Source organism: Streptomyces sp. NPDC008121, from assembly GCF_042957155.1.
GTDB lineage: Bacteria > Actinomycetota > Actinomycetes > Streptomycetales > Streptomycetaceae > Streptomyces.
Genome location: NZ_JBIBHT010000001.1, coordinates 641,279 through 659,986 on the forward strand (window position 1 = coordinate 641,279; position 18,708 = coordinate 659,986).

Annotated in this window: 22 protein-coding genes; 14 read left to right on the forward strand and 8 right to left on the reverse strand. The window is 71.7% G+C overall.

Annotated elements, in window-relative coordinates:
• Nucleotides 1–5 precede the first annotated feature (5 nt).
• The 3 genes from ACFZBD_RS02760 to ACFZBD_RS02770 are packed head-to-tail and all read right to left on the reverse strand — an operon-like array spanning nucleotide 6 to nucleotide 3,003.
• Nucleotides 6–839, reverse strand: a complete 834-nt coding sequence (locus ACFZBD_RS02760) for an ABC transporter permease subunit (RefSeq protein ID WP_391134176.1) — start codon at nucleotides 837–839, stop codon at nucleotides 6–8.
• Nucleotides 836–1,735: an ABC transporter permease subunit gene (locus ACFZBD_RS02765; RefSeq protein ID WP_391134179.1), complete on the reverse strand. Its 900-nt coding sequence runs from the start codon at nucleotides 1,733–1,735 to the stop codon at nucleotides 836–838. The genes ACFZBD_RS02760 and ACFZBD_RS02765 overlap by 4 nt, the downstream gene beginning before the upstream one ends.
• Complete coding sequence (locus ACFZBD_RS02770) at nucleotides 1,732–3,003, reverse strand: extracellular solute-binding protein (RefSeq protein WP_391134182.1); 1,272 nt, start codon at nucleotides 3,001–3,003, stop codon at nucleotides 1,732–1,734. Before ACFZBD_RS02770 ends, ACFZBD_RS02765 begins: the two co-directional genes overlap by 4 nt.
• A gap of 174 nt (nucleotides 3,004–3,177) precedes the next feature.
• Between ACFZBD_RS02770 and ACFZBD_RS02775 the strand changes: the two genes are divergently transcribed.
• From ACFZBD_RS02775 to ACFZBD_RS02785, 3 genes are read left to right on the forward strand one after another with little or no spacing between them, the layout of a single operon-like run.
• Nucleotides 3,178–3,957 carry a UTRA domain-containing protein gene (locus ACFZBD_RS02775; RefSeq protein WP_391134185.1) on the forward strand — a complete coding sequence of 260 codons (780 nt, stop codon included), beginning with the start codon at nucleotides 3,178–3,180 and terminating at the stop codon, nucleotides 3,955–3,957.
• Between the two features lie 46 nt (nucleotides 3,958–4,003).
• A complete protein-coding gene (locus ACFZBD_RS02780; RefSeq protein ID WP_391134188.1) occupies nucleotides 4,004–4,771 on the forward strand; it encodes a UTRA domain-containing protein in 768 nt (255 codons plus the stop codon).
• 25 nt (nucleotides 4,772–4,796) lie between these two features.
• Nucleotides 4,797–5,018, forward strand: coding sequence for a dodecin (locus ACFZBD_RS02785; protein WP_391134191.1), 222 nt, complete (start codon nucleotides 4,797–4,799; stop codon nucleotides 5,016–5,018).
• A gap of 122 nt (nucleotides 5,019–5,140) precedes the next feature.
• On the opposite strand, the gene ACFZBD_RS02790 is transcribed toward ACFZBD_RS02785, so the two are convergent.
• A complete protein-coding gene (locus ACFZBD_RS02790; protein ID WP_391134194.1) occupies nucleotides 5,141–5,629 on the reverse strand; it encodes a hypothetical protein in 489 nt (162 codons plus the stop codon).
• A gap of 92 nt (nucleotides 5,630–5,721) precedes the next feature.
• Here ACFZBD_RS02790 and ACFZBD_RS02795 point away from each other — a divergent pair, with 92 nt between their 5' ends.
• The 3 genes from ACFZBD_RS02795 (at nucleotide 5,722) to ACFZBD_RS02805 (ending at nucleotide 9,578) form a co-directional block, all read left to right on the forward strand.
• Nucleotides 5,722–6,741 (forward strand): MsnO8 family LLM class oxidoreductase, encoded by a 1,020-nt coding sequence (locus tag ACFZBD_RS02795; protein WP_391134197.1) that lies wholly within the window; start codon nucleotides 5,722–5,724, stop codon nucleotides 6,739–6,741.
• A 67-nt stretch (nucleotides 6,742–6,808) separates the two neighbouring features.
• Nucleotides 6,809–9,268, forward strand: a complete 2,460-nt coding sequence (locus tag ACFZBD_RS02800; RefSeq protein ID WP_391134200.1) for an ATP-binding cassette domain-containing protein — start codon at nucleotides 6,809–6,811, stop codon at nucleotides 9,266–9,268.
• Between the two features lie 136 nt (nucleotides 9,269–9,404).
• The gene (locus ACFZBD_RS02805; RefSeq protein WP_391134203.1) at nucleotides 9,405–9,578 is read left to right on the forward strand and encodes a CsbD family protein; all 174 of its coding nucleotides are present in this window, start codon (nucleotides 9,405–9,407) and stop codon (nucleotides 9,576–9,578) included.
• Between the two features lie 160 nt (nucleotides 9,579–9,738).
• On the opposite strand, the gene ACFZBD_RS02810 is transcribed toward ACFZBD_RS02805, so the two are convergent.
• Entirely contained in the window at nucleotides 9,739–10,824 is a 1,086-nt protein-coding gene (locus tag ACFZBD_RS02810) for an SRPBCC family protein (protein WP_391134206.1), read from the reverse strand.
• Nucleotides 10,825–10,827: 3 nt separating this feature from the next.
• Nucleotides 10,828–11,811, reverse strand: a complete 984-nt coding sequence (locus ACFZBD_RS02815; RefSeq protein ID WP_391134209.1) for a histone H1-like repetitive region-containing protein — start codon at nucleotides 11,809–11,811, stop codon at nucleotides 10,828–10,830.
• A gap of 210 nt (nucleotides 11,812–12,021) precedes the next feature.
• On the opposite strand from ACFZBD_RS02815, the gene ACFZBD_RS02820 reads away from it, so the two are divergent.
• Genes ACFZBD_RS02820 through ACFZBD_RS02855 form a run of 8 tightly spaced genes read left to right on the forward strand, consistent with a single transcriptional unit; the run spans nucleotide 12,022 to nucleotide 15,966 of the window.
• Entirely contained in the window at nucleotides 12,022–12,396 is a 375-nt protein-coding gene (locus ACFZBD_RS02820; protein ID WP_391134213.1) for a gas vesicle protein GvpO, read from the forward strand.
• A gap of 28 nt (nucleotides 12,397–12,424) precedes the next feature.
• Nucleotides 12,425–12,886 (forward strand): gas vesicle protein GvpJ, encoded by a 462-nt coding sequence (locus tag ACFZBD_RS02825; RefSeq protein ID WP_391134216.1) that lies wholly within the window; start codon nucleotides 12,425–12,427, stop codon nucleotides 12,884–12,886.
• Between the two features lie 3 nt (nucleotides 12,887–12,889).
• Nucleotides 12,890–13,609 (forward strand): GvpL/GvpF family gas vesicle protein, encoded by a 720-nt coding sequence (locus ACFZBD_RS02830; RefSeq protein WP_391134219.1) that lies wholly within the window; start codon nucleotides 12,890–12,892, stop codon nucleotides 13,607–13,609.
• A 15-nt stretch (nucleotides 13,610–13,624) separates the two neighbouring features.
• Nucleotides 13,625–13,873 carry a gas vesicle protein GvpG gene (locus tag ACFZBD_RS02835; protein WP_391134222.1) on the forward strand — a complete coding sequence of 83 codons (249 nt, stop codon included), beginning with the start codon at nucleotides 13,625–13,627 and terminating at the stop codon, nucleotides 13,871–13,873.
• Nucleotides 13,874–13,893: 20 nt separating this feature from the next.
• Nucleotides 13,894–14,343 carry a gas vesicle protein GvpJ gene (locus ACFZBD_RS02840; RefSeq protein ID WP_391134225.1) on the forward strand — a complete coding sequence of 150 codons (450 nt, stop codon included), beginning with the start codon at nucleotides 13,894–13,896 and terminating at the stop codon, nucleotides 14,341–14,343.
• Nucleotides 14,340–15,332: a GvpL/GvpF family gas vesicle protein gene (locus tag ACFZBD_RS02845; RefSeq protein WP_391134228.1), complete on the forward strand. Its 993-nt coding sequence runs from the start codon at nucleotides 14,340–14,342 to the stop codon at nucleotides 15,330–15,332. The genes ACFZBD_RS02840 and ACFZBD_RS02845 overlap by 4 nt, the downstream gene beginning before the upstream one ends.
• Nucleotides 15,329–15,547, forward strand: a complete 219-nt coding sequence (locus tag ACFZBD_RS02850; protein WP_391134231.1) for a gas vesicle protein GvpJ — start codon at nucleotides 15,329–15,331, stop codon at nucleotides 15,545–15,547. The genes ACFZBD_RS02845 and ACFZBD_RS02850 overlap by 4 nt, the downstream gene beginning before the upstream one ends.
• Entirely contained in the window at nucleotides 15,544–15,966 is a 423-nt protein-coding gene (locus ACFZBD_RS02855; protein ID WP_391134234.1) for a gas vesicle protein GvpK, read from the forward strand. The genes ACFZBD_RS02850 and ACFZBD_RS02855 overlap by 4 nt, the downstream gene beginning before the upstream one ends.
• A 48-nt stretch (nucleotides 15,967–16,014) precedes the next feature.
• Here the strand turns inward: ACFZBD_RS02855 and ACFZBD_RS02860 are convergent, their stop codons facing one another.
• Nucleotides 16,015–16,764, reverse strand: coding sequence for a succinate dehydrogenase/fumarate reductase iron-sulfur subunit (locus ACFZBD_RS02860; protein ID WP_391134237.1), 750 nt, complete (start codon nucleotides 16,762–16,764; stop codon nucleotides 16,015–16,017).
• Entirely contained in the window at nucleotides 16,761–18,707 is a 1,947-nt protein-coding gene (locus tag ACFZBD_RS02865) for a fumarate reductase/succinate dehydrogenase flavoprotein subunit (RefSeq protein WP_391134240.1), read from the reverse strand. The genes ACFZBD_RS02860 and ACFZBD_RS02865 overlap by 4 nt, the downstream gene beginning before the upstream one ends.
• Nucleotide 18,708: the final 1 nt, after the last annotated feature.

Sequence of the window (18,708 nt, forward strand, 5' to 3'; positions counted from 1 at the left end):
GCTCGCTATCCCTTCACGGCTCCGCCGGTCATACCGGCGGCGACCCGACCCTGCAGGACCAGGAAGAGGACGAGGACGGGCAGGGCGAAGAGGGTGGAGGCGGCCATGGTGGCGCCCCAGTCGGTGCCGAAGACGTTGGAGAAGGAGGAGAGCCAGACGGGGAGGGTGCGGTCGTCCTGGTTCTTGATGATGAGCATGTTGGCGAAGGCGAACTCGTTCCAGGCGGTGATGAATCCGAAGAGCGAGGTGGCGAGCAGTCCGGGGGCAAGGAGCGGGAAGGTGACGCGCCGGAAGGCCGCGGCGCGGGTGCAGCCGTCGACCTGCGCGGCCTCTTCGAGTTCGGCGGGGATGCCGGCCAGGAAGGAGCGCAGGGTCACGACGGTGAACGGCAGGGTGACCATGAAGTAGATCAGGGTCAGGGTCACCAGCCGGTCGAGCAGGTCGGCGTCCCGGGCGATGACGTACATCGGGATCAACAGCGCTTCCCAGGGCGCCACTTGGGCGATGAAGACCATGAGGAGGAAGGCGCGCCTGCCGCGCCAGCGCATCCGGGCGACGGCGAACGCGGCGCCGAGGGCGACCACCAGGGCGAGCAGGACGCAGCCGGCGGTGACGAGGAGGCTGTTGCGCCAGAAGAGCCAGAAGCCGTCGGCCCGTACGGCGTGGGAGAAGTGGTCGAGGGTGAGGGAGGTGGGCAGCAGGACGGGGGTCTCGGCCTGGATGTCGGGGGTGGGCTTGAAGGCGGTGAGGACCATCCAGTAGACGGGGAAGACGGCCACGACGAAGACGATCGACGCGGCGGTGTTGAGGGGGAGCCGGCGCAGTGCTCGCGGGGTCATCGGTCGGCCTCCTGTCGGAGCATGCGGCGGAAGTAGGCGATGAGGACGGTGACCAGCAGGAGCACGGTCAGGGTGGAGACGGCCGAGCCGAGGTCGTAGCGGTGGAGGGACTGGGCGACCCGGTAGGCGTAGACGGGCAGGGTGGTGGTGGCGTCGCCGGGGCCGCCCTTGGTGACGGCCCAGATCTGGGCGAAGCACCGGAAGACCCAGATCACCTCCAGGCAGAGCACCAGGGCGAAGATCGGCCGCAGGAGGGGCAGGGTGACCGAGCGGAAGGTGCGCCAGGCGCCGGCGCCGTCGAGGCGGGCCGATTCGTAAAGCTCGTCGGGGACGGTCAGCAGGGCGGAGTGGAGGGTGATGGCGGCGAAGGGCACCGACTGCCAGACGACCAGCAGGACGAGGACGGTGAACGCGGAGGTGCCGTCTGCGAGCCAGGAGTAGTCCTCGAAGGAGGTGAACCCGAGGCGGACGAGCGCCCAGTTGACCAGGCCGAGGCGGGAGGCGAAGAGCCACTGGAAGACGGTGGTGGTGGCGATGACGGGGCTGGCCCAGGCGAGGACGAGCCCGCTCGTCACCAGGATCCGCATCGGCCGGCCGAGGCGCTGGGTCATCAGGGCGACCAGCGTGGCGATCACCATGATGAGGACGACGTTGACCAGGGTCCATCCGAGGGTGCGCCGGACGACCTCCCAGAACTCGGGGTCGGTGAGCACCGTGCGGTAGTTGGCGAGACCCACGAAGGGGGCGTCGCCGCGGATGAGTTCGCCCATGCCGTAGTGCTGGAAGGAGATCAGCAGGTTGCGGGCGAGGGGGTAGCCCAGGAGCAGGACGCCGCCGACGACGGTGGGCGCGACGAGGAGGTAGGGCCAGAGGGTCCGCCCGCGCTGCGGTCTCACGAGCCGAGGGTCTTGGTGATGCTCTCCGACGCGGCCCGGGCGGCCCCTGCCGGGTCGGCGCCGGTGAGGACGGCGGTCATGTACTGCTTGACGGGGTTGGTGGCCTCGACGGCGGCCCAGTGGGGCGAGTTGGGGGTGGCCCGGCCCTGGGCGGCTCCGGCGGCCATGGCGGCGGTGCCCTCGTCGTCCTGGATGACGCGGGCGAGCGAGGTGCGGTTGGGGACGTAGCTCATCGTCCGGGCCAGGTCCGTCTGCCACTTCTCGCCGGCGAGGGCCTTGACGACCTCGTAGGCGGCGTCGGGGTGGGTGGAGGCCGCGGGGATGATGAGGTCGGAGCCGCCGGTGAAGACGGCGCCCGGCTTGCCGGCCGTCCGGCCGGGGATCGGGAAGAAGCCGAGTCTGCCCTTGAGCGCCGGGTTGGCCTCCTCGACGATCTTGGCGCCGCCGGGTACGGCGATGATCTGGGCGACGTCGCCCTTGGCGAAGACGTCGGCCTGCGGGGGCTTGGCCTCGTCGGAGTCCTTGGGGCCTTCGCCGAGGGCCTGGAGCCGCCGGTAGAAGTCCATGCCGGCGAGCGCCTCGGGGGTGTCGAGCGCGCCCTTCCAGCCCTCGCCGTCCCGGACGGCGAGGTCGCCGCCGGCCTCCCAGACGAAGCCGGAGAGGGCGTACCAGTTCTGGCCGGGGAGGTAGATGCCCTGGGTGGTGCCCCGGTCGAGCCTGGCGGTGACGGCGAGCCACTCGTCCTGGGTCCGGGGCGGGGTGGTGACGCCGGCTTTCGCGAAGAGGTCCTTGTTGTAGATCACGACCCGGTTGGCGGCGTACCAGGGGATGCCGTACTGCCTGCCGTCGACCTTGCCGGGCTCGGCGAGGCCGGGCAGCCAGTCGGCGCCGTGCAGTTCGCCGGCCCTGTCGCCGAGGTCGCGCACGCCGCCGCTCGCCGCGTACTGCGCGACCTGGGTGTTGCCGACCTCGATGACGTCGGGGGCGTCCTTGCTGGCGAGGGCGGCGGTGACCCTCTCGCCGATGCCGTCCCACTCCTGGATCTGGACGTCCAGGTCGATGTCCTTGTTCCGGGCTTCGAAGTCGGTGCGGAACCGGTCGAGGAAGGCGTCGGTGACGCTGTCCTTCATGATCCACACGGTGACCTTCTCCGGCCCGCCGGAGGCCGCCGGGCCGTCCGTCGAGCCACAGCCCGCGGCCGTGGCGGTGACGGCGAGAGCAAGGGTCACCGCGAGGGAGACGCGACCGGCGAGGGAACGAGTTGTCACGGGCACCTCGATGAATGGTTGACCAATTGGTCAAGTGGTCAGCTGCGTGCCCCGAAGGTGGCATGGACCAATGGAGCCGTCAACCCCCTTGAAAACATGCGGTATTCACCGAGACGCCGGTCATCGGAGCCGCGTAGTATGCGACTTACCAGTTGACCAGTCAGGGAGAGTGGCATGAAGGACGGCTCCTCCAGCGGGGTGCTGAAGAGGGAGCGGGTACGGGAACACCTGCTGGGCCTGATCGAGGCGGGCGGCCCCGGCGACCCGATCCCCTCCGAACGCACCCTGTGCGCCACGCTCGGCGTCTCGCGCCCCACCCTGCGCGCGGCGGTCGACGAACTCGTGGCCACCGGGGCGCTGGTACGGGAGCACGGCCGCGGCATGTTCGTCGCCCCCGCGAAGATCACCCAGCAACTGGCCCCGGATGACGCGGCGTTCGCCGTCCCGCGCGCCTCGGGCACCTGGTCGAGCACCATCCTGGAGTCGGCGACCATCCAGGCCGGCGCGCGCATCGGCCGCAGGCTCCGCCTCTCCCCCGCCGCCGCGCTGCTCTACATCGCCCGTCTCCGTCTGGTCGACGGCTCCCCCATGGCGATCGAGCACCTGCACATCCCGGCCGACCTGGTCGGGGCCGCGCTCACCCCGGAGGAGCTGGAGTCGGGGGACCTCTACGACCATCTGCGGGAGCACCACCGCATCCACGTCCAGGAGGCGACGCAGTCCATCGAGCCCACCGTCGTCAGCGAGGCCGAGGCGGCCGTCCTGGACGTGCCCGTCCTCTCCCCCGCGCTGCTGATCGAGCGCCTCACCCTCGACACCGCGGGCCGCCCCGTCGAGTACGTCCACTCCGTGTACCGCGGCGACCGCTACCGCTTCGTCTCCCGGCTCGACTTCACCCGCGACGGCCTCGTGACCTCCTCCACGCAAGGGGACGCGTACGGACCGGCATACTGACCGGCAGCCGGACGGCGGCGGGGCCGGGTACGCGGGGAGGCGGGCGATGGAGCTCAAACGGGAACGGGTACGGGAGCATCTGCTCACCGTGATCGACGGCCGCCGCCCGGGCGACGCCATCCCCTCCGAACGCACCCTGTGCGCCACCCTCGGCGTCTCGCGCCCCACCCTGCGCGCGGCGGTCGACGAACTCGTGGCCACCGGAGCGCTGGTACGGGAGCACGGCCGCGGCATGTTCGTCGCCCCCGCGAAGATCACCCAGGAGCTGGTCGCGGGAGACCACCGGGCGGGCGCGCCGCCGAGCCGCGGCGCCTGGACGAGCACGGTCCTCTCCCTGCGTACGGTACGGGCGGGGGCGCGCATCGGCCGGAAGCTGAAGGTCTCCCCCGCCGCCGAGCTGGTGTGCGTGACCCGGGTGCGGCACGCCGACGGCGCCCCGATCGCCCTGGAGCACCTGCACGTCCCGGCCGAACTGGTTCCCGGCCTGACCGCCGCCGACATGGAGGGCGGTTTCTACACCCATCTGCGGGAGGCGCGGGGCATCCGGCCGGCGCACGCGGTGCAGTCCATCGAGCCGACGGTGCTGAGCGAGGAGGAGGCCGGCCTCCTCGACGTCCCCGTCCTCTCCCCCGCGCTGCTCTTCGACCGCGTCACGTCGGGGGCGGACGGACGGCCCGTGGAGTACGTCCGCTCGCTCTACCGGGGCGACCGCTACCGCATCGTCACCCGCCTCGCCCTCGGCGAGGGCACGGCCGATCACCCGGGCCCCGGCGACGTGTCGCGGACCGGGGCGTGGTGGGGCACGGTGGAGTGAGCCCACCGAGAGGAGTTCGGCCCCCATGTCGAACCACACCTACCGCGTCACCGAGATCGTCGGCACCTCCCCGGAGGGGGTCGACCAGGCCATTCGCAACGGCATCGAGCGCGCCTCGCAGACGCTGCGGGCCCTCGACTGGTTCGAGGTGACGCAGGTCCGCGGCCACATCGTGGACGGCGCGATCGAGCACTACCAGGTCGGCCTGAAGGTCGGCTTCCGCCTGGAGGAGGGCGAGAGCGCCTGACGGCGCGGAGCGCGAGAAGGCGGGCCGGGTGTGACGGGGGCGGTCCCGTCGCGTACCCGGCCCCCGCGTGACGGCGCGTGGGTCCCTCCCGGGCCCGCGCCCGTACGGGCGCCCCCGGGGGCTCAGGTGCGGCCTTCCCTCTCCTGGGCGTCCTTCAGGGCCGTGGACGGGTCCGCCCAGCGGGCGCGTACGACGCGGAAACCGGCCCGTTCGGCCGCCTCGCAGACCAGTTCGTCGTCGTCCACGAGCATGCGGACCTCGCGGTCGCGGCCGAGCCGGCGCAGGATCTCCAGCTTGGTGAGGCGTGCCGGGCGCCGGTCCTGGTCGCGACGCATGTGGATCCGGCCCTCCGGCAGCTCCTGCGCGGCCAGCCAGGCGACGGTGTCCTTGCGGCAGCGCTCGGGGCGCCCGGTGAGATAGACGATCTCGCACTCCTCCGCGGCCTCACGGCACAGCGCCACGCCCTCCGCCAGCGGCGGGTCCTCGGGCGCGGCCGCGAAGAAGCCCGCCCAGTCGCGGGGCCGGCGCTCCAGGAAGTGCTGGCGGTGAGCCGTGCCCGCAAGCGTGTTGTCGAGGTCGAAGACGGCCAGGGGCCTGGTGTTACCTGTCACGGCACCACCCTAGGCCGAGTACGGAAAGTCCCGCGGGGGGCGACGGAAGGCGGCCGCGGGAATCCCCGGGGCGCCGATGCGTTGAAGGGGGCGTGACCTCTTCGCTCGACGGTGTGCGCTTCTCCGTTCTCGACCGCTCCCGGACCAGGGAGGGCGAGGACGGCGCCGAGGCGCTGCGCGCCACCGTGCGCCTCGCGCGGGAGGCGGAAGCGCTCGGCTACCACCGCTTCTGGGTGTCCGAGCACCACAGCGTGCCGGGTGTGGCGGGCTCGGCGCCGACCGTGCTGGCCGCCGCCGTGGCCGGGGCGACCTCGGCCATCCGGGTCGGGACCGGCGGGGTGATGCTCCCCAACCACCAGCCGATGGTCGTCGCGGAGCAGTTCGGCGTCCTGGAGGCGCTCTTCCCGGGCCGGATCGACATGGGGCTCGGCCGTTCGGTCGGTTTCACGGACGGAATCCGGCGGGCGCTTGGCCGGGACAAGGAGGACGCCGACCGGTTCGCCGAGCAGCTGGAGGAACTCCTCGGCTGGTTCACGGGGGCCCAGACCGCGCACCCCCAGGTGCACGCCCGGCCCGCCGAGGGCCTGAGGGTCCCGCCGTACGTCCTGGCGACCGGCGAGGGCGCCTCGATCGCCGCCGCCGCGGGGTTGCCCCTGGTCATCGGCGACCTGCGCGGCCGGGAGCGGCTGTTGACAGCGATCGACGCCTACCGGGCCGCCTTCCGCCCCTCGCCGTGGGCCGACGAACCGTACGTGGTCGTCGCGGGCACGGTCGCGGTGGCGGGGACCGAGGAGGAGGCCCGGCGGCTGCTGGTCCCCGAGGCCTGGTCGGGCGCGTACTCCCGTACCCGGGGCGCCTTCCCCCCGCTCGCGCCGGTGGAGCGGATCGAGGAGCTGGCGATGACCGAGAAGCAGCGCGGTTTCTTCGAGTCCGGGCTCGCGGGCCACGTCCACGGCACGGAGGAGCAGGTCCGGGAGGAGCTGGAGCGGGCGGTGAAGGAGAGCGGCGCTCAGGAGGTGCTGGTGACGACCAGTACGTACGACCGCGGGGCGCTGCACGACTCGTACCGCCGACTGGCCCGGCTGGCGGGTCTGACCAGGACGGACGCCTGAGGTCACCGCCGTGCGCGGGGTGCCGCACCTCAGGCGGGACTCGCGGGACACGCTTTAGGATCGAAGGATGTCCGACCCGTCCGAAGCCGCGACCGGCTCCGCGCCCGATCCGTACGTCCGTGTCCGAGGGGCTCGGGAGCACAACCTCGCCGGGGTCGATGTCGACATCCCGCGTGACGCGATCGCGGTCTTCACGGGTGTGTCCGGCTCCGGCAAGTCCTCGCTCGCGTTCGGGACGATCTACGCCGAGGCCCAGCGCCGCTACTTCGAGTCGGTCGCCCCCTACGCCCGGCGGCTGATCCACCAGGTGGGCGCGCCGAAGGTGGGCGAGATCACCGGTCTTCCGCCCGCCGTCTCCCTGGAGCAGCGCCGTTCCTCGCCGAACGCCCGGTCCTCCGTCGGCACGGTCACCACCCTGTCGAACTCGCTGCGGATGCTGTTCTCCCGGGCGGGCAGCTACCCGCCGGGGGCCGCGCGCCTGGACTCCGACGCGTTCTCGCCGAACACCGCCGTCGGGGCGTGCCCCGAGTGCCACGGGCTCGGTCTGATCCACCGCACCAGCGAGGAGCTGCTGGTGCCCGACCCCGGGCTGTCGATCCGGGAGGGGGCGATCGCCGCCTGGCCGGGGGCCTGGCAGGGCAAGAACCTGCGCGACGTGCTGGACGCCCTCGGCCACGACATCGACCGGCCGTGGCGGGAGCTGCCCGCCGAGGACCGGGAGTGGATCCTCTTCACGGACGAGCAGCCGGTCGTCACGGTCCATCCGGTACGGGAGGCGGGGCGCATCCAACGCCCGTACCAGGGGACGTACATGAGTGCGCGGCGCTATGTGATGCACACCTTCGCCGACTCGAAGAGCCCCACGCTGCGGGCCAAGGCGGAGCGGTTCCTGAGCGCCGCGCCCTGCCCGGTGTGCGGAGGGAGCAGGCTGCGGCCGGAGGCGCTCGCGGTGACCTTCGCGGGCCGGACGATCGCCGAGCTGGCCGCCCTGCCGCTCACCGCCCTGGCGGCGCTCCTGGCCGACCCGACGGACCCCGAGACCGGAGCCGACCCCGAACACGAAACCGGACCCGACCCCGCACACGGGACCGGACCCGGCGCGGCGGACGCGCACCGGCCGGACGTCGGAGGCGGGGCCGCGCGGGTTCTCGTCGCGGACCTGCGTGCGCGGATCCGTACGGTGACCGAGCTGGGCCTGGGCTATCTGAGCCTGGACCGCACCGCCCCCTCCCTCTCCAACGGCGAACTCCAACGGCTGCGCCTCGCCACACAGTTGCGCTCCGGTCTCTTCGGCGTGGTGTACGTCCTCGACGAGCCTTCGGCGGGCCTCCACCCCGCCGACACCGAAGCGCTGCTCGTGGTCCTCGACCGGCTCAAGGCGGCCGGCAACTCCGTCTTCGTGGTCGAGCACCATCTCGATGTCGTACGGCATGCTGACTGGCTCGTGGACGTCGGCCCGGGGGCCGGTGTCCACGGCGGCAGGGTCCTGCACTGCGGGCCCCCGCGGGAGCTGGCGCGGGTGGAGGAGTCGACGACGCGCCGCTTCCTGTTCGACCGCGCCCCGGTGCCCGAGCGGGCGGTCCGGGAGCCGCGCGGGACGCTGCGGACGGGGCCGGTCACCCGGCACAACCTCACCGGCCTGGAGGCGGCCTTCCCGGTCGGCGCGCTGACGGCGGTCACGGGGGTCTCGGGATCGGGGAAGTCGACTCTGGTGGGCGCGCTGTCGGAGGACATCGCCGGGGTGGGCCGCATGGTGACGGTCGATCAGAAACCGATCGGCCGGACGCCCCGCTCGAACCTCGCCACCTACACGGGCCTGTTCGACGTCGTACGCAAGCTCTTCGCCGACACCGAGGAAGCCCGCCGACGGGGGTACAAGGTGGGCAGGTTCTCCTTCAACGTGCCCGGGGGGCGGTGCGAGACCTGCCAGGGCGAGGGCTTCGTCTCGGTCGAGCTGCTGTTCCTGCCGAGTACGTACGCGCCCTGTCCTGACTGCCAAGGGGCGCGCTACCGCCCGGAGACCCTGGAGGTCCGGCTGCGCGGGCTCACCATCGCGGAGGTGCTCGACCTGACGGTCGAGTCCGCCGCCGGGTTCTTCGCGGGGGCCCCCGCAGCGGAGCGGAGCCTGCGGACCCTGCTCGACGTCGGCCTCGGCTATCTGCGACTCGGCCAGCCCGCGACCGAGCTGTCCGGTGGCGAGGCGCAGCGCATCAAACTCGCGGCGGAGCTGCAGCGCCCCCGCCGGGGTCACACCCTCTACGTCCTGGACGAGCCGACGACCGGCCTCCATCCGGCCGACGTCGAGGTCCTGATGCGTCAGCTCCACGGTCTGGTCGACGCCGGCCACACGGTCGTGGTGGTGGAGCACGACATGGACGTGGTGGCCACGGCGGACTGGGTGATCGACATGGGGCCGGGCGGCGGCGACGAGGGCGGCCGGATCGTGGCGGAGGGGCCGCCCGCCGAGGTGGCGCGGGCCGACGCGAGCCGGACCGCCCGCTATCTGGCGGCCCGACTCGCCCCCTGAACCGGGGCGGGCCCCGGCGACCGGCCCCACCCGTGGCGACCTTTTGACCGTTTCGCCTGAAAGGCATGCTTATAGCCGCTCGGGGTAGGGGCGCGGTAGGACACGCACGGGGTGACGTGGTGGAGAGGTGAGAGAGATGGGCGCAGGCAAGAAGGCGAAGAACGCCGCGAAGACCACCAAGGGCAAGGCGAAGGAGGAGACGGGCAAGGCGGTCGGGAACGAGACCCTGGAGATGAAGGGCCGCCGCGAGCAGATGGCCGGCGACGCCAAGCAGGCCGCTTCCAAGGCCAAGGACACGCTCAAGCACTGAAGGACCGCGTTCGCCCACCGGGCGCGGGGAGCCCGGGCGACGATCACGACGCGGCCGACGTCACGAGGCGTAGGGCTGTTTCGGTGATCACGGCACGACGGAGGGCCGGCATCCACTGCCGGCCCTCCGTCGCGCACCGCCGGTCGGCGGCCGGGTGCCCTCACGTGCGCCTGCGGCGCCGCGGAGCGGGCTCCTCCTCGGGCTCTTCGTCCTCCTCGGGCTCCTCCTCGTCGTACTCCTCCTCGTCCTCGTCCTCGTACCCGCCTTCCTCGTCCTCCTCGCCCTCCTCGGGCTCTTCGTCCTCCTCACCCTCCTCGTCGTACTCCTCCGCATCCTCGTCGGCGTCCTCGTACCCGTCGGCCTCTTCGTCCGGGTACTCGCCTTCCTCGCCCTCTTCCTCCTCGCCCTGCTCCTGTTCCTCCTCCTCGATCGCGTCCTCGTGACTCCGGACGACCTCGCCGTCCCGGATCTCGCCGCGCCAGCCCTCGGGCTCGTCGGTGGTCAGGGAGACGAACCGCTGGAAGTTCTTGAAGTCCAGACGAAGGCGGCGGCCCTGCGCGCGCCAGATGTTGCCGGTCTTCTCGAAGAAGCCGGAGGGGAGGTACTCGACGACGAGGACGACGCGGGTCAGCGACGGCGCGAGTTCGTGGAACGAGACGCAACCGCGCGTGGTCCCCTTGGCCCCCTCGGAGGTCCACACGATGCGGTCGTCGGGAATCTGCTCCTGCGTGGTCGCCTTCCAGCTTCGGGTGGAAGGACCGACCTTCACCTTCCACGAGCTGGCGGTGTCGTCGTCGCGCGAGGCGTCGCGGACACCCTTGGCGAAGCTGCTGAACTTCTCGTACTCCGTCCAGAAGTCGTACACCGTCCGCAGCGGCAGGCCGATGTCGAGCACCTCGATGATGTTCATGGCCTTGCCGCCGCTCTTGCGGCTCTTGCCTTTGCCCTTCCCGCCGTCCTTGCCGAAGAGCCCGGTCACGCTGTCCTTCAGGCTGCCGAGCTTCTGGCCCGCCATGGCCTTCAGCGGTGAGTCGCCCTTCAGGATGCGGCCGCCGATTCCGGCGACGTCCGAGAGCTTCCCTCCGTTCTCGGCCACGTCGGTGAGCTGGTCCGTGAGATCCCCGAGTTTGTCGGTCGCCTTGCCGGCCAACTGGTCCGCCTGGGCGGAGAGAAAGCCGGTCAGTTCGCCGAGCAGCTGATCCAGGCCCGACGATCCCTTGCCGCCGTCACGGTCTGACGTAGCCATGGCCTACCTCCGTCCGGACGGCTTGCGGGCCGCCGACTTCTTGGCGGCGGTCTTGCGAGCCGGAGCCCGGCCCGTGGTCTTCTTGGCCGGCGCCTTCTTCGCGGGCGCCTTCTTCGCGGGGGCCTTCTTCGCCGCCGTCTGCTTCGCCGGCGCCTTCTTGGCGGGGGCCTTCTTCGCCGCCGTCTTCTTCGCCGGGGCCTTCTTGGCGGGTGCCTTCTTCGCGGCGGGCTTCGACGGGGCGGACCTGGCGGGCGCCTTCTTGGCCGGTGCCTTCTTCGCCGCCGTCTTCTTCGCCGGCGCCTTCTTGGCGGCCGACTCGCGGGAGGGACCGGAGCCTCGGCCCGCCGAACGAGACGAGCCCGCGGCCGACTTGCCCGTACCGCCACGTGAGGACGAAGGGGTGCGCCGACGAGGCGGAGGAGCCTCTTCCTCTTCTTCCTCCGGCTCTTCCTCTTCCTCTTCCGGCTCTTCCTCTTCCTCTTCGGGCTCTTCCTCCTCGGCTTCCGGCTCCCCCTCCTCTTCGTCCTCTTCCTCTTCGTCCTCTTCCTCGTCTTCTTCGTTCTCCGAAGGCGCGTTTCCACCCTCGTCCTCGTCCTCGTCGGCGTACTCCTCTTCCGCCTCCTCGTCCTCGTACGGCTCTTCCTCCTCCTCGTCCTCTTCACGGCCCCCGCCGCCCTGGGAGAGTTCCAGGGTGCGCTCGTGCAGCGAGTCGGCAAGGTCGGTGAGCTTGCGGTTGGCCGCGGCGGTCAGCGCCTTCTTGCCCGCTTCGAGTGCTTCGCCGCGCAGCTGGTCGCCGAGGTCGGCGAACTGCGGCATCTCCTTGACCCTGGAGAGGCCCTCCTTCATCAGCTGGCTCGGATCCAGTCCGAAGCGGCGGCCGGCGAGGTACGTCGCCGCGGAGAAGGCCAGCTTCCCTTTCTTGGTCCTCCCGAGGAGGTAACCCCCAGCCACGGCGGCCGCGAGCGCGATCTTGTTCATGTCCTGCATGAGCTCATCCCCTTCACCAGGGCGTCGGCGGGCCTTCTCGCTCCGCCTGCCGGAGCGTCCGAACCGGCGGAACGGGGGTGTTTCGCGCAGGAGCGACGAAGCGGTCCCGCTCGGGCTGCCGTCTCTCAGCGGCTACCCCCCCTACAAGACTTATGCCCCCAATAGGTGACATTCTAGGACGTAACGGGCTGTCTCCCCATGGGAGGGCATATGGCCGCAGCAGAACCGGGTCGCTCCCGGCGGGTCCCCCCGCGCGGCGACGACGACACCGACGAGCAGCGCAGGAAGCCACCGCGGCGCGCTTCCCCAGGACGCCGCTCGGGCGTCCCGAACGCCGCTTCGGCCATGCGCTCGGCGGCCGTGCAGCTCTCGGAGCTGCTCGGCCGGCCCCCCGACTCGGTCTCCTCGCTCAAGCCGACCGACCAGGGGTGGGAGGCACAGGTGGAGGTGATGGAGCTGGAGCGCGTCCCGGACAGCACCAGCGTCATGGCCAGCTACCGGGTCGCCCTGGACGAGGAGGGCGAACTGATCTCCTACGAACGCACCCGCCGCTACAGCCGAGGAACGATCGACCGGCCGGCCTGAGCAAGGGCCGGCCGCGGAAGGAGGCGCCATGACCATGGTGCCGCAGAGCGGCAACACCGTATCCAGGGGCGGAGGCGGCTCCAGCAGCCTCTACGACGTCCTGGAACTCATTCTCGACCGCGGTCTGGTCATCGACGTCTTCATCCGCGTCTCGCTCGTGGGCATCGAGATCCTCAAGATCGACATACGGATCGTCGTCGCGAGCGTCGACACCTATCTGCGCTTCGCCGAGGCCTGCAACCGGCTCGACCTCGAAGCCGGACGCAAGGCACCGGCCCAACTGCCCGAGGTCGTCGGCAACATGATGGAAGGCGGCGCCAAGGGCAAGTCCAAGGGCGCGCTCAGCGGAGCCGTCGAAGCCGTCAGCGACTCCCTGACCGGAGGGTCGTCCAAGGCGCGGGAGCCCGACGAGGAGGAAGAGGCCGAGGAGTCGGCCCCTCCCCGCAAGCGGCGCCCGGCGAGGCGGCCGGTACGGCGAGAGAAGGAGTGACCGATGGCGCTGTACGTGTACTCGATCGCCGGCAAGGGCCACTCCCTGCGCCTGGACGGTCTCACCGGAGTGGGCGCCGAACCCTCGCCGCTGCGGAGCGTCACCTCTGGTGAACTCAGCGCGATCGTCGGGGAGATCTCCGAGGACATCCGCCCCAAGCGGCGTGACCTGTCCGCGCACCAGGAGGTCCAGGAGCGTCTGATGGCGGACGGCGCCATCCTGCCGTTGCAGTTCGGATACATCGCGCCGGACGAGGACGCCGTTCTCCGGGCCCTGGAGGAGAACACCGGCGCCTACCTCGACGCGCTCGCCCGGATCGAGGGCTGTGCCGAGCACCATGTGAGGGCGTCTCAGGCGGATGAGGAGCCCCTCCTGCGCCAGATCCTCGAGGACTCGCCGGAGGCCCGGGACCTCAACGACCGGATCCGCTCCGGTGATCCGGATCCGCACCTGCCGATGACCTTGGGAGAGCTCGTCGCCCGCGAGGTCGAGGTGCGCCAGCAGACCCTGGCCGACGGGCTGGTCCAGGCGTTGCTCCCATTCGCCCGTGAGCACGTCTCCCGCCCGCCGTCGGCGAGCGCCTTCCTCAATCTGTCGCTGCTGGTTCCCGACGAGCGTAAGGACGACCTGCTGAAGGCCGAGTCGAACCTGGCTCGCGAGATCGACGGCGGGGTGGACCTCCGCTTCAGCGGTCCCCTGCCCCCCTACAGCTTCGTGACGTGAGGAGGAAGGACCGCCATGGGACTTCTGGGCCGTTTGTTGACCCTGCCCGTCGAGCCGGTGCGCGCCGTCATGTGGGCCGCGCAGCGGGTGGTCGACGAGGCCGAGGACCAGTACTACGACCCCGCTCCGATCTGGCGCGAACTCGCGGAGCTGGAACGCATGCTGGTGGAAGGGGAGATCGACGAGGAGACGTTCGACCGCCGGGAGGACGAGCTGCTGGACCGTCTGGCGGAGATCGAAGAGTTCCGGCAGCGACTGCCTTGACCGGGAAGTGAGTGGCCACCGTGACCGATCCCCTGCCGAGCCGACTGGGCTCCGCCCCGTCCCGTGCCGCCGCGCCGTACGGCCAGAACACCTCGTCCAGCCTCGCCGACATCCTGGAGCGGGTGCTGGACAAGGGCATCGTGATCGCCGGCGACATCCGCATCAACCTGCTCGACATCGAACTCCTCACGATCAAACTCCGGATCCTGATCGCCTCCGTGGACAAGGCGAAGGAGATGGGCATCGACTGGTGGGAACACGACCCGTCGCTCTCCAGCCGCCACACCGGCAGCCCGCTGGAGCAGGAGAACCGCCGTCTCCGCGCCGAGCTGGACGCGCTCCGGCGCGACCGCCCCGTCGACGAGGCCGAACCCGGCGGCCGCGCGATCGGCGGCGCGCTGCACGACCTGCCGAACGACCGTCCGGACGGTGAGACGGGCGGTTCCACCGGACGGCGGGGCCGCTCATGACCAGCGCCGCCGAGGACGTCCTCACCTACGTGTACGCCGTCGTCCCGCGGGCCCAGGCGCCGCACGAGGCCCTCGCGGGCATCGCCGGGGTCCTCGGCTCCCCCGTCCGCTACCTCGACGAACCGGAACCGCCCGCCGACGCCGGAGCGGGGGACGGCGCGCAGGGGAGCCTCGCGTTCGTCGTCAGCGCCGTACCCCGCCGCGACTTCGACGAGGCCGCGCTGAAGGACCACTTCGAGGATCTGGACTGGCTGGAGAGCGTCGCACGGGCCCACCACGACGTCGTACAGACACTCGCCGGTCACGCCACCGTCCTGCCCCTGCGCATGGCCACCGTCTACGAGGACGACGCGCGGGCCCGCGAGGCGCTCGTCCGCCGGCGCGCCGCCTTCGCCGAACGACTGGCCCGGCTGGAGGCGCAGACGGAGTTCGGCGTGAAGATGTACCTCGTACGGTCCGACGCCGCCGGGCCCGGGGCGGAACCGGCCCCGGAGGCGGCCCTCTCCCCGGGCAAGGCGTACCTGCAGCGCCGCAAGGCCCATCGCCACGCGCAGGAGGCCGTCCACGCGCAGGCACGGCTCGCGGCCGAGGCGATCGAGGCCGCGGCGGCGCGCCACGCCTCCCAGCGGGTGCGCCACGCCGCCCAGAGCGGGGCGCTGACCGGCCCCGAGGAGAACGTCCTGAACGACGCCTATCTCGTACCCGACGACCTGGCCGAGACGTTCCGCGCCGCCGTCACCGACGCGGCCCGGGACTTCACGGGGGTCCGCGTCGACGTCACGGGGCCGTGGGCCCCCTACTCGTTCGTCACCCCGCCCGACGAGGCGGAAGAGGCCCCGGACGAGCGCGACGCCATGGACGGCCCGGGCGACCGCGACGCCCCGGACACCCCCACCGCCCCGGACACCCCCACCGGCCCGGCCGCCCCCGGGTCGGCGGGACCCGCCGAGCCCCCGGCGCGGCCCGACATCCGCCGGACGGCGCCATGAGCCTCACCGAGCGCGGCGACCCGCTCCCCGAGCGTCAGGTCGCCCTCATCGACCTCCTCGACCGGTTGCTCAGCGGCGGGGTGGTCGTCACCGGCGACATCGTCCTGTCGATCGCGGACATCGACCTCGTACGGATCTCGCTTCGGGCGCTCATCGTCTCCGTCGACTCCGAGACGGGGATCGCGGCGCCTTCGCAGGACGGAGGACCGCCATGAGCGGCGAGCCCTCGGAGCGGGGCCGCCCGCGGGTGCCGCCCGAGGCGGACGCGCCCCCGCGCCTGCCCGCCGTCGGCGACGCCATGTCCCAGGCCTTCCGGCTCGTCCAGGCTCCTCCTCCCGCCCACGGCGGGCGATCGCGCCCCGCGCACCGGCTCACCACCGACCGGGAGACCGTGGAGGAGGACCTCCTGAAACTCGTCCTGACCCTCGTGGAGCTGCTGCGTCAGCTGATCGAGCGCCAGGCGCTGCGCCGTGTCGACGCCGGGGACCTCACCGACGAGCAGGAGGAGGAGCTGGGCGCCACTCTCATGGCGCTGCACGACCGGCTGGCCGAGCTGTGCGAGGAGCACGGCTTCACGCTGGAGGACCTGAACCTCGACCTCGGGCCGCTGGGGCACCTGCTCCCCCGCGACTGACACCCCGTCCCCGGGCGGGCCGCCCCCGCGTCCGCCGCCGGGGTCTGTCTACCGGCGGGCGGCCTTGCGCCGCGCCCGCAGCCACTCCTTGTTCATCGCCGCGATGGACGGCAGCGGGATGCCCTTGGGGCAGGCCGTCGCGCACTCCCCCGTCAGCGTGCAGCCCCCGAAGCCCTCCGCGTCCATCTGGGCCACCATGTCGAGGACCCGTGTCTCGCGCTCGGGAGCGCCCTGCGGCAGGACGTTCAGGTGGTTGACCTTGGCCGAGGTGAAGAGCATCGCCGAGCCGTTGGGGCAGGCCGCCACGCACGCGCCGCAGCCGATGCATTCGGCGTGCTCGAAGGCGAAGTCGGCGTCGGCCTTGGGGACCGGCGTCGCGTGGGCCTCGGGCGCCGCGCCGGTGGGGACGCTGACATAGCCGCCGGCCTGGATGACGCGGTCGAAGGCGGACCGGTCGACCACCAGGTCCTTGACGACCGGGAAGGCGGCGGCGCGCCAGGGCTCGATGTCGATGGTGTCGCCGTCGCGGAAGGACCGCATGTGGAGCTGGCACGCGGTGGTGCGCTCGGGACCGTGCGCGTCGCCGTTGATGACGAGGCTGCACGCGCCGCAGATGCCCTCGCGGCAGTCGTGGTCGAAGGCGACGGGGTCCTCGCCGCCCAGGATGAGCTGTTCGTTGAGGGTGTCGAGCATCTCCAGGAAGGACATGTCCGAGGAGATGCCGTCCACCTCGTAGGTGGACATGGCGCCGTCGGCGTCGGCGTTCTTCTGGCGCCAGACGCGCAGGGTGAGCTTCATGCGTAGCTCCGCTGGGTGGGGTGGACGTACTCGAAGACGAGGTCTTCCTTGTGCAGGACGGGGGCGTCGCCGGTTCCGGTGAACTCCCAGGCCGCGGCGTACGAGAACGCCTCGTCGCGCCGGGCGGCCTCGCCCTCCGGCGTCTGGGACTCCTCGCGGAAGTGCCCGCCGCAGGACTCGGCGCGGTGCAGCGCGTCGAGGCACATCAGCTCGGCGAGTTCCAGATAGTCGACGATCCGGTTGGCCTTCTCCAGCGACTGGTTGAACTCCTCGCCGGTGCCCGGGACCTTGATGCGGCGCCAGAACTCCTCGCGGATGCCGGGGATGCGGTCGAGCGCGGTGCGCAGGCCCTCGTCCGTGCGGGCCATGCCGCAGAACTCCCACATCAGTTCGCCCAGTTCGCGGTGGAAGGAGTCGGGGGTCCGGTCGCCGTCCACGGCCAGCAGCAGGTTCAGCCGGTCCTCGGTCTCGGCGAGCACCTCGCGCACCACCGGATGCGCGTCGTCGAGCGGCGCGGCCGACGGGTGGCGGGCGAGGTAGTCGTTGATCGTGGAGGGCAGGACGAAGTATCCGTCGGCGAGGCCCTGCATGAGCGCGGAGGCGCCGAGCCGGTTGGCGCCGTGGTCGGAGAAGTTGGCCTCGCCGATGGCGAAGAGGCCGGGGACGGTGGTCTGGAGGTCGTAGTCGACCCAGAGGCCGCCCATCGTGTAGTGCACGGCGGGGTAGATCCGCATCGGCACCTCGTAGGGGTTCTCGGCGGTGATCCGCGCGTACATGTCGAAGAGGTTGCCGTACTTCTCCTCGACGGCCTTGCGCCCCATCCGCCGGATGGCGTCGGCGAAGTCGAGGTAGACGCCCTGTCCGCCGGGGCCGACACCTCGGCCCTCGTCGCAGACGTTCTTGGCGGCGCGGGAGGCGATGTCCCGCGGCACGAGGTTGCCGAAGGAGGGGTAGATCCGCTCCAGGTAGTAGTCGCGCTCGTCCTCGGGGATCTCGGCGGCCGGGCGGGTGTCGCCCTGCGCCTTGGGGACCCAGATGCGGCCGTCGTTGCGCAGCGACTCGCTCATCAGCGTCAGCTTGGACTGGTGGTCGCCGGTGCGCGGGATGCAGGTGGGGTGGATCTGGGTGAAGCAGGGGTTGGCGAAGTGGGCTCCGCGCCGGTGTGCCCGCCAGATGGCGGTGGCGTTGGAGTTCATCGCGTTGGTCGAGAGGTAGAAGACATTGCCGTAGCCGCCGCTGGCCAGGACCACCGCGTCGGCGTAGTGGGTGGAGATCCGGCCGGTGACCAGGTCGCGGGCGACGATGCCGCGGGCCCGTCCGTCGACCACGATCAGGTCCAGCATCTCGGTACGGGCGTGCAGTTCGACGTTGCCCGCGGCGATCTGCCGGGAGAGCGCCTGGTACGCGCCGAGGAGGAGCTGCTGGCCCGTCTGCCCGCGGGCGTAGAACGTACGGGAGACCTGGACGCCGCCGAAGGAGCGGGTGTCGAGGAGTCCGCCGTACTCGCGGGCGAAGGGGACGCCCTGGGCGACGCACTGGTCGATGATCTCGACGGAGATCTGGGCGAGGCGGTGGACGTTGGACTCGCGGGCCCGGAAGTCGCCGCCCTTCACGGTGTCGTAGAAGAGGCGGTGCACGGAGTCGCCGTCGTTGCGGTAGTTCTTGGCGGCGTTGATGCCGCCCTGGGCGGCGATGGAGTGGGCGCGGCGCGGGGAGTCCTGGTAGCAGAACTGGACGACGTGGTAGCCCTGTTCGGCGAGGGTGGCACCTGCGGAGCCGCCGGCGAGGCCGGTGCCGACGACGATGACGGTGTGCTTGCGCCGGTTGGCGGGGTTGACCAGCCTGGCCTGGAAGCGCCGGGTGTCCCAGCGCTCGGCGACGGGCCCCGCGGGGGCCTTGTGGTCGACGGCGGGCGCGCCCACCGTGTAGTCGAGGAAGCTCATG

Excerpts from the sequence above, each read along its gene's own strand:
- ACFZBD_RS02760 (WP_391134176.1), bottom strand. The coding sequence starts at position 839 with ATGACCCCGCGAGCACTGCGCCGGCTCCCCCTCAACACCGCCGCGTCG.
- ACFZBD_RS02775 (WP_391134185.1), top strand. The coding sequence starts at position 3,178 with ATGAAGGACGGCTCCTCCAGCGGGGTGCTGAAGAGGGAGCGGGTACGG.
- ACFZBD_RS02780 (WP_391134188.1), top strand. The coding sequence starts at position 4,004 with ATGGAGCTCAAACGGGAACGGGTACGGGAGCATCTGCTCACCGTGATC.
- ACFZBD_RS02785 (WP_391134191.1), top strand. The coding sequence starts at position 4,797 with ATGTCGAACCACACCTACCGCGTCACCGAGATCGTCGGCACCTCCCCG.
- ACFZBD_RS02800 (WP_391134200.1), top strand. The coding sequence starts at position 6,809 with ATGTCCGACCCGTCCGAAGCCGCGACCGGCTCCGCGCCCGATCCGTAC.
- ACFZBD_RS02805 (WP_391134203.1), top strand. The coding sequence starts at position 9,405 with ATGGGCGCAGGCAAGAAGGCGAAGAACGCCGCGAAGACCACCAAGGGC.
- ACFZBD_RS02810 (WP_391134206.1), bottom strand. The coding sequence starts at position 10,824 with ATGGCTACGTCAGACCGTGACGGCGGCAAGGGATCGTCGGGCCTGGAT.
- ACFZBD_RS02815 (WP_391134209.1), bottom strand. The coding sequence starts at position 11,811 with ATGCAGGACATGAACAAGATCGCGCTCGCGGCCGCCGTGGCTGGGGGT.
- ACFZBD_RS02820 (WP_391134213.1), top strand. The coding sequence starts at position 12,022 with ATGGCCGCAGCAGAACCGGGTCGCTCCCGGCGGGTCCCCCCGCGCGGC.
- ACFZBD_RS02825 (WP_391134216.1), top strand. The coding sequence starts at position 12,425 with ATGACCATGGTGCCGCAGAGCGGCAACACCGTATCCAGGGGCGGAGGC.
- ACFZBD_RS02830 (WP_391134219.1), top strand. The coding sequence starts at position 12,890 with ATGGCGCTGTACGTGTACTCGATCGCCGGCAAGGGCCACTCCCTGCGC.
- ACFZBD_RS02835 (WP_391134222.1), top strand. The coding sequence starts at position 13,625 with ATGGGACTTCTGGGCCGTTTGTTGACCCTGCCCGTCGAGCCGGTGCGC.
- ACFZBD_RS02845 (WP_391134228.1), top strand. The coding sequence starts at position 14,340 with ATGACCAGCGCCGCCGAGGACGTCCTCACCTACGTGTACGCCGTCGTC.
- ACFZBD_RS02850 (WP_391134231.1), top strand. The coding sequence starts at position 15,329 with ATGAGCCTCACCGAGCGCGGCGACCCGCTCCCCGAGCGTCAGGTCGCC.
- ACFZBD_RS02855 (WP_391134234.1), top strand. The coding sequence starts at position 15,544 with ATGAGCGGCGAGCCCTCGGAGCGGGGCCGCCCGCGGGTGCCGCCCGAG.
- ACFZBD_RS02860 (WP_391134237.1), bottom strand. The coding sequence starts at position 16,764 with ATGAAGCTCACCCTGCGCGTCTGGCGCCAGAAGAACGCCGACGCCGAC.
- ACFZBD_RS02865 (WP_391134240.1), bottom strand. The coding sequence starts at position 18,707 with ATGAGCTTCCTCGACTACACGGTGGGCGCGCCCGCCGTCGACCACAAG.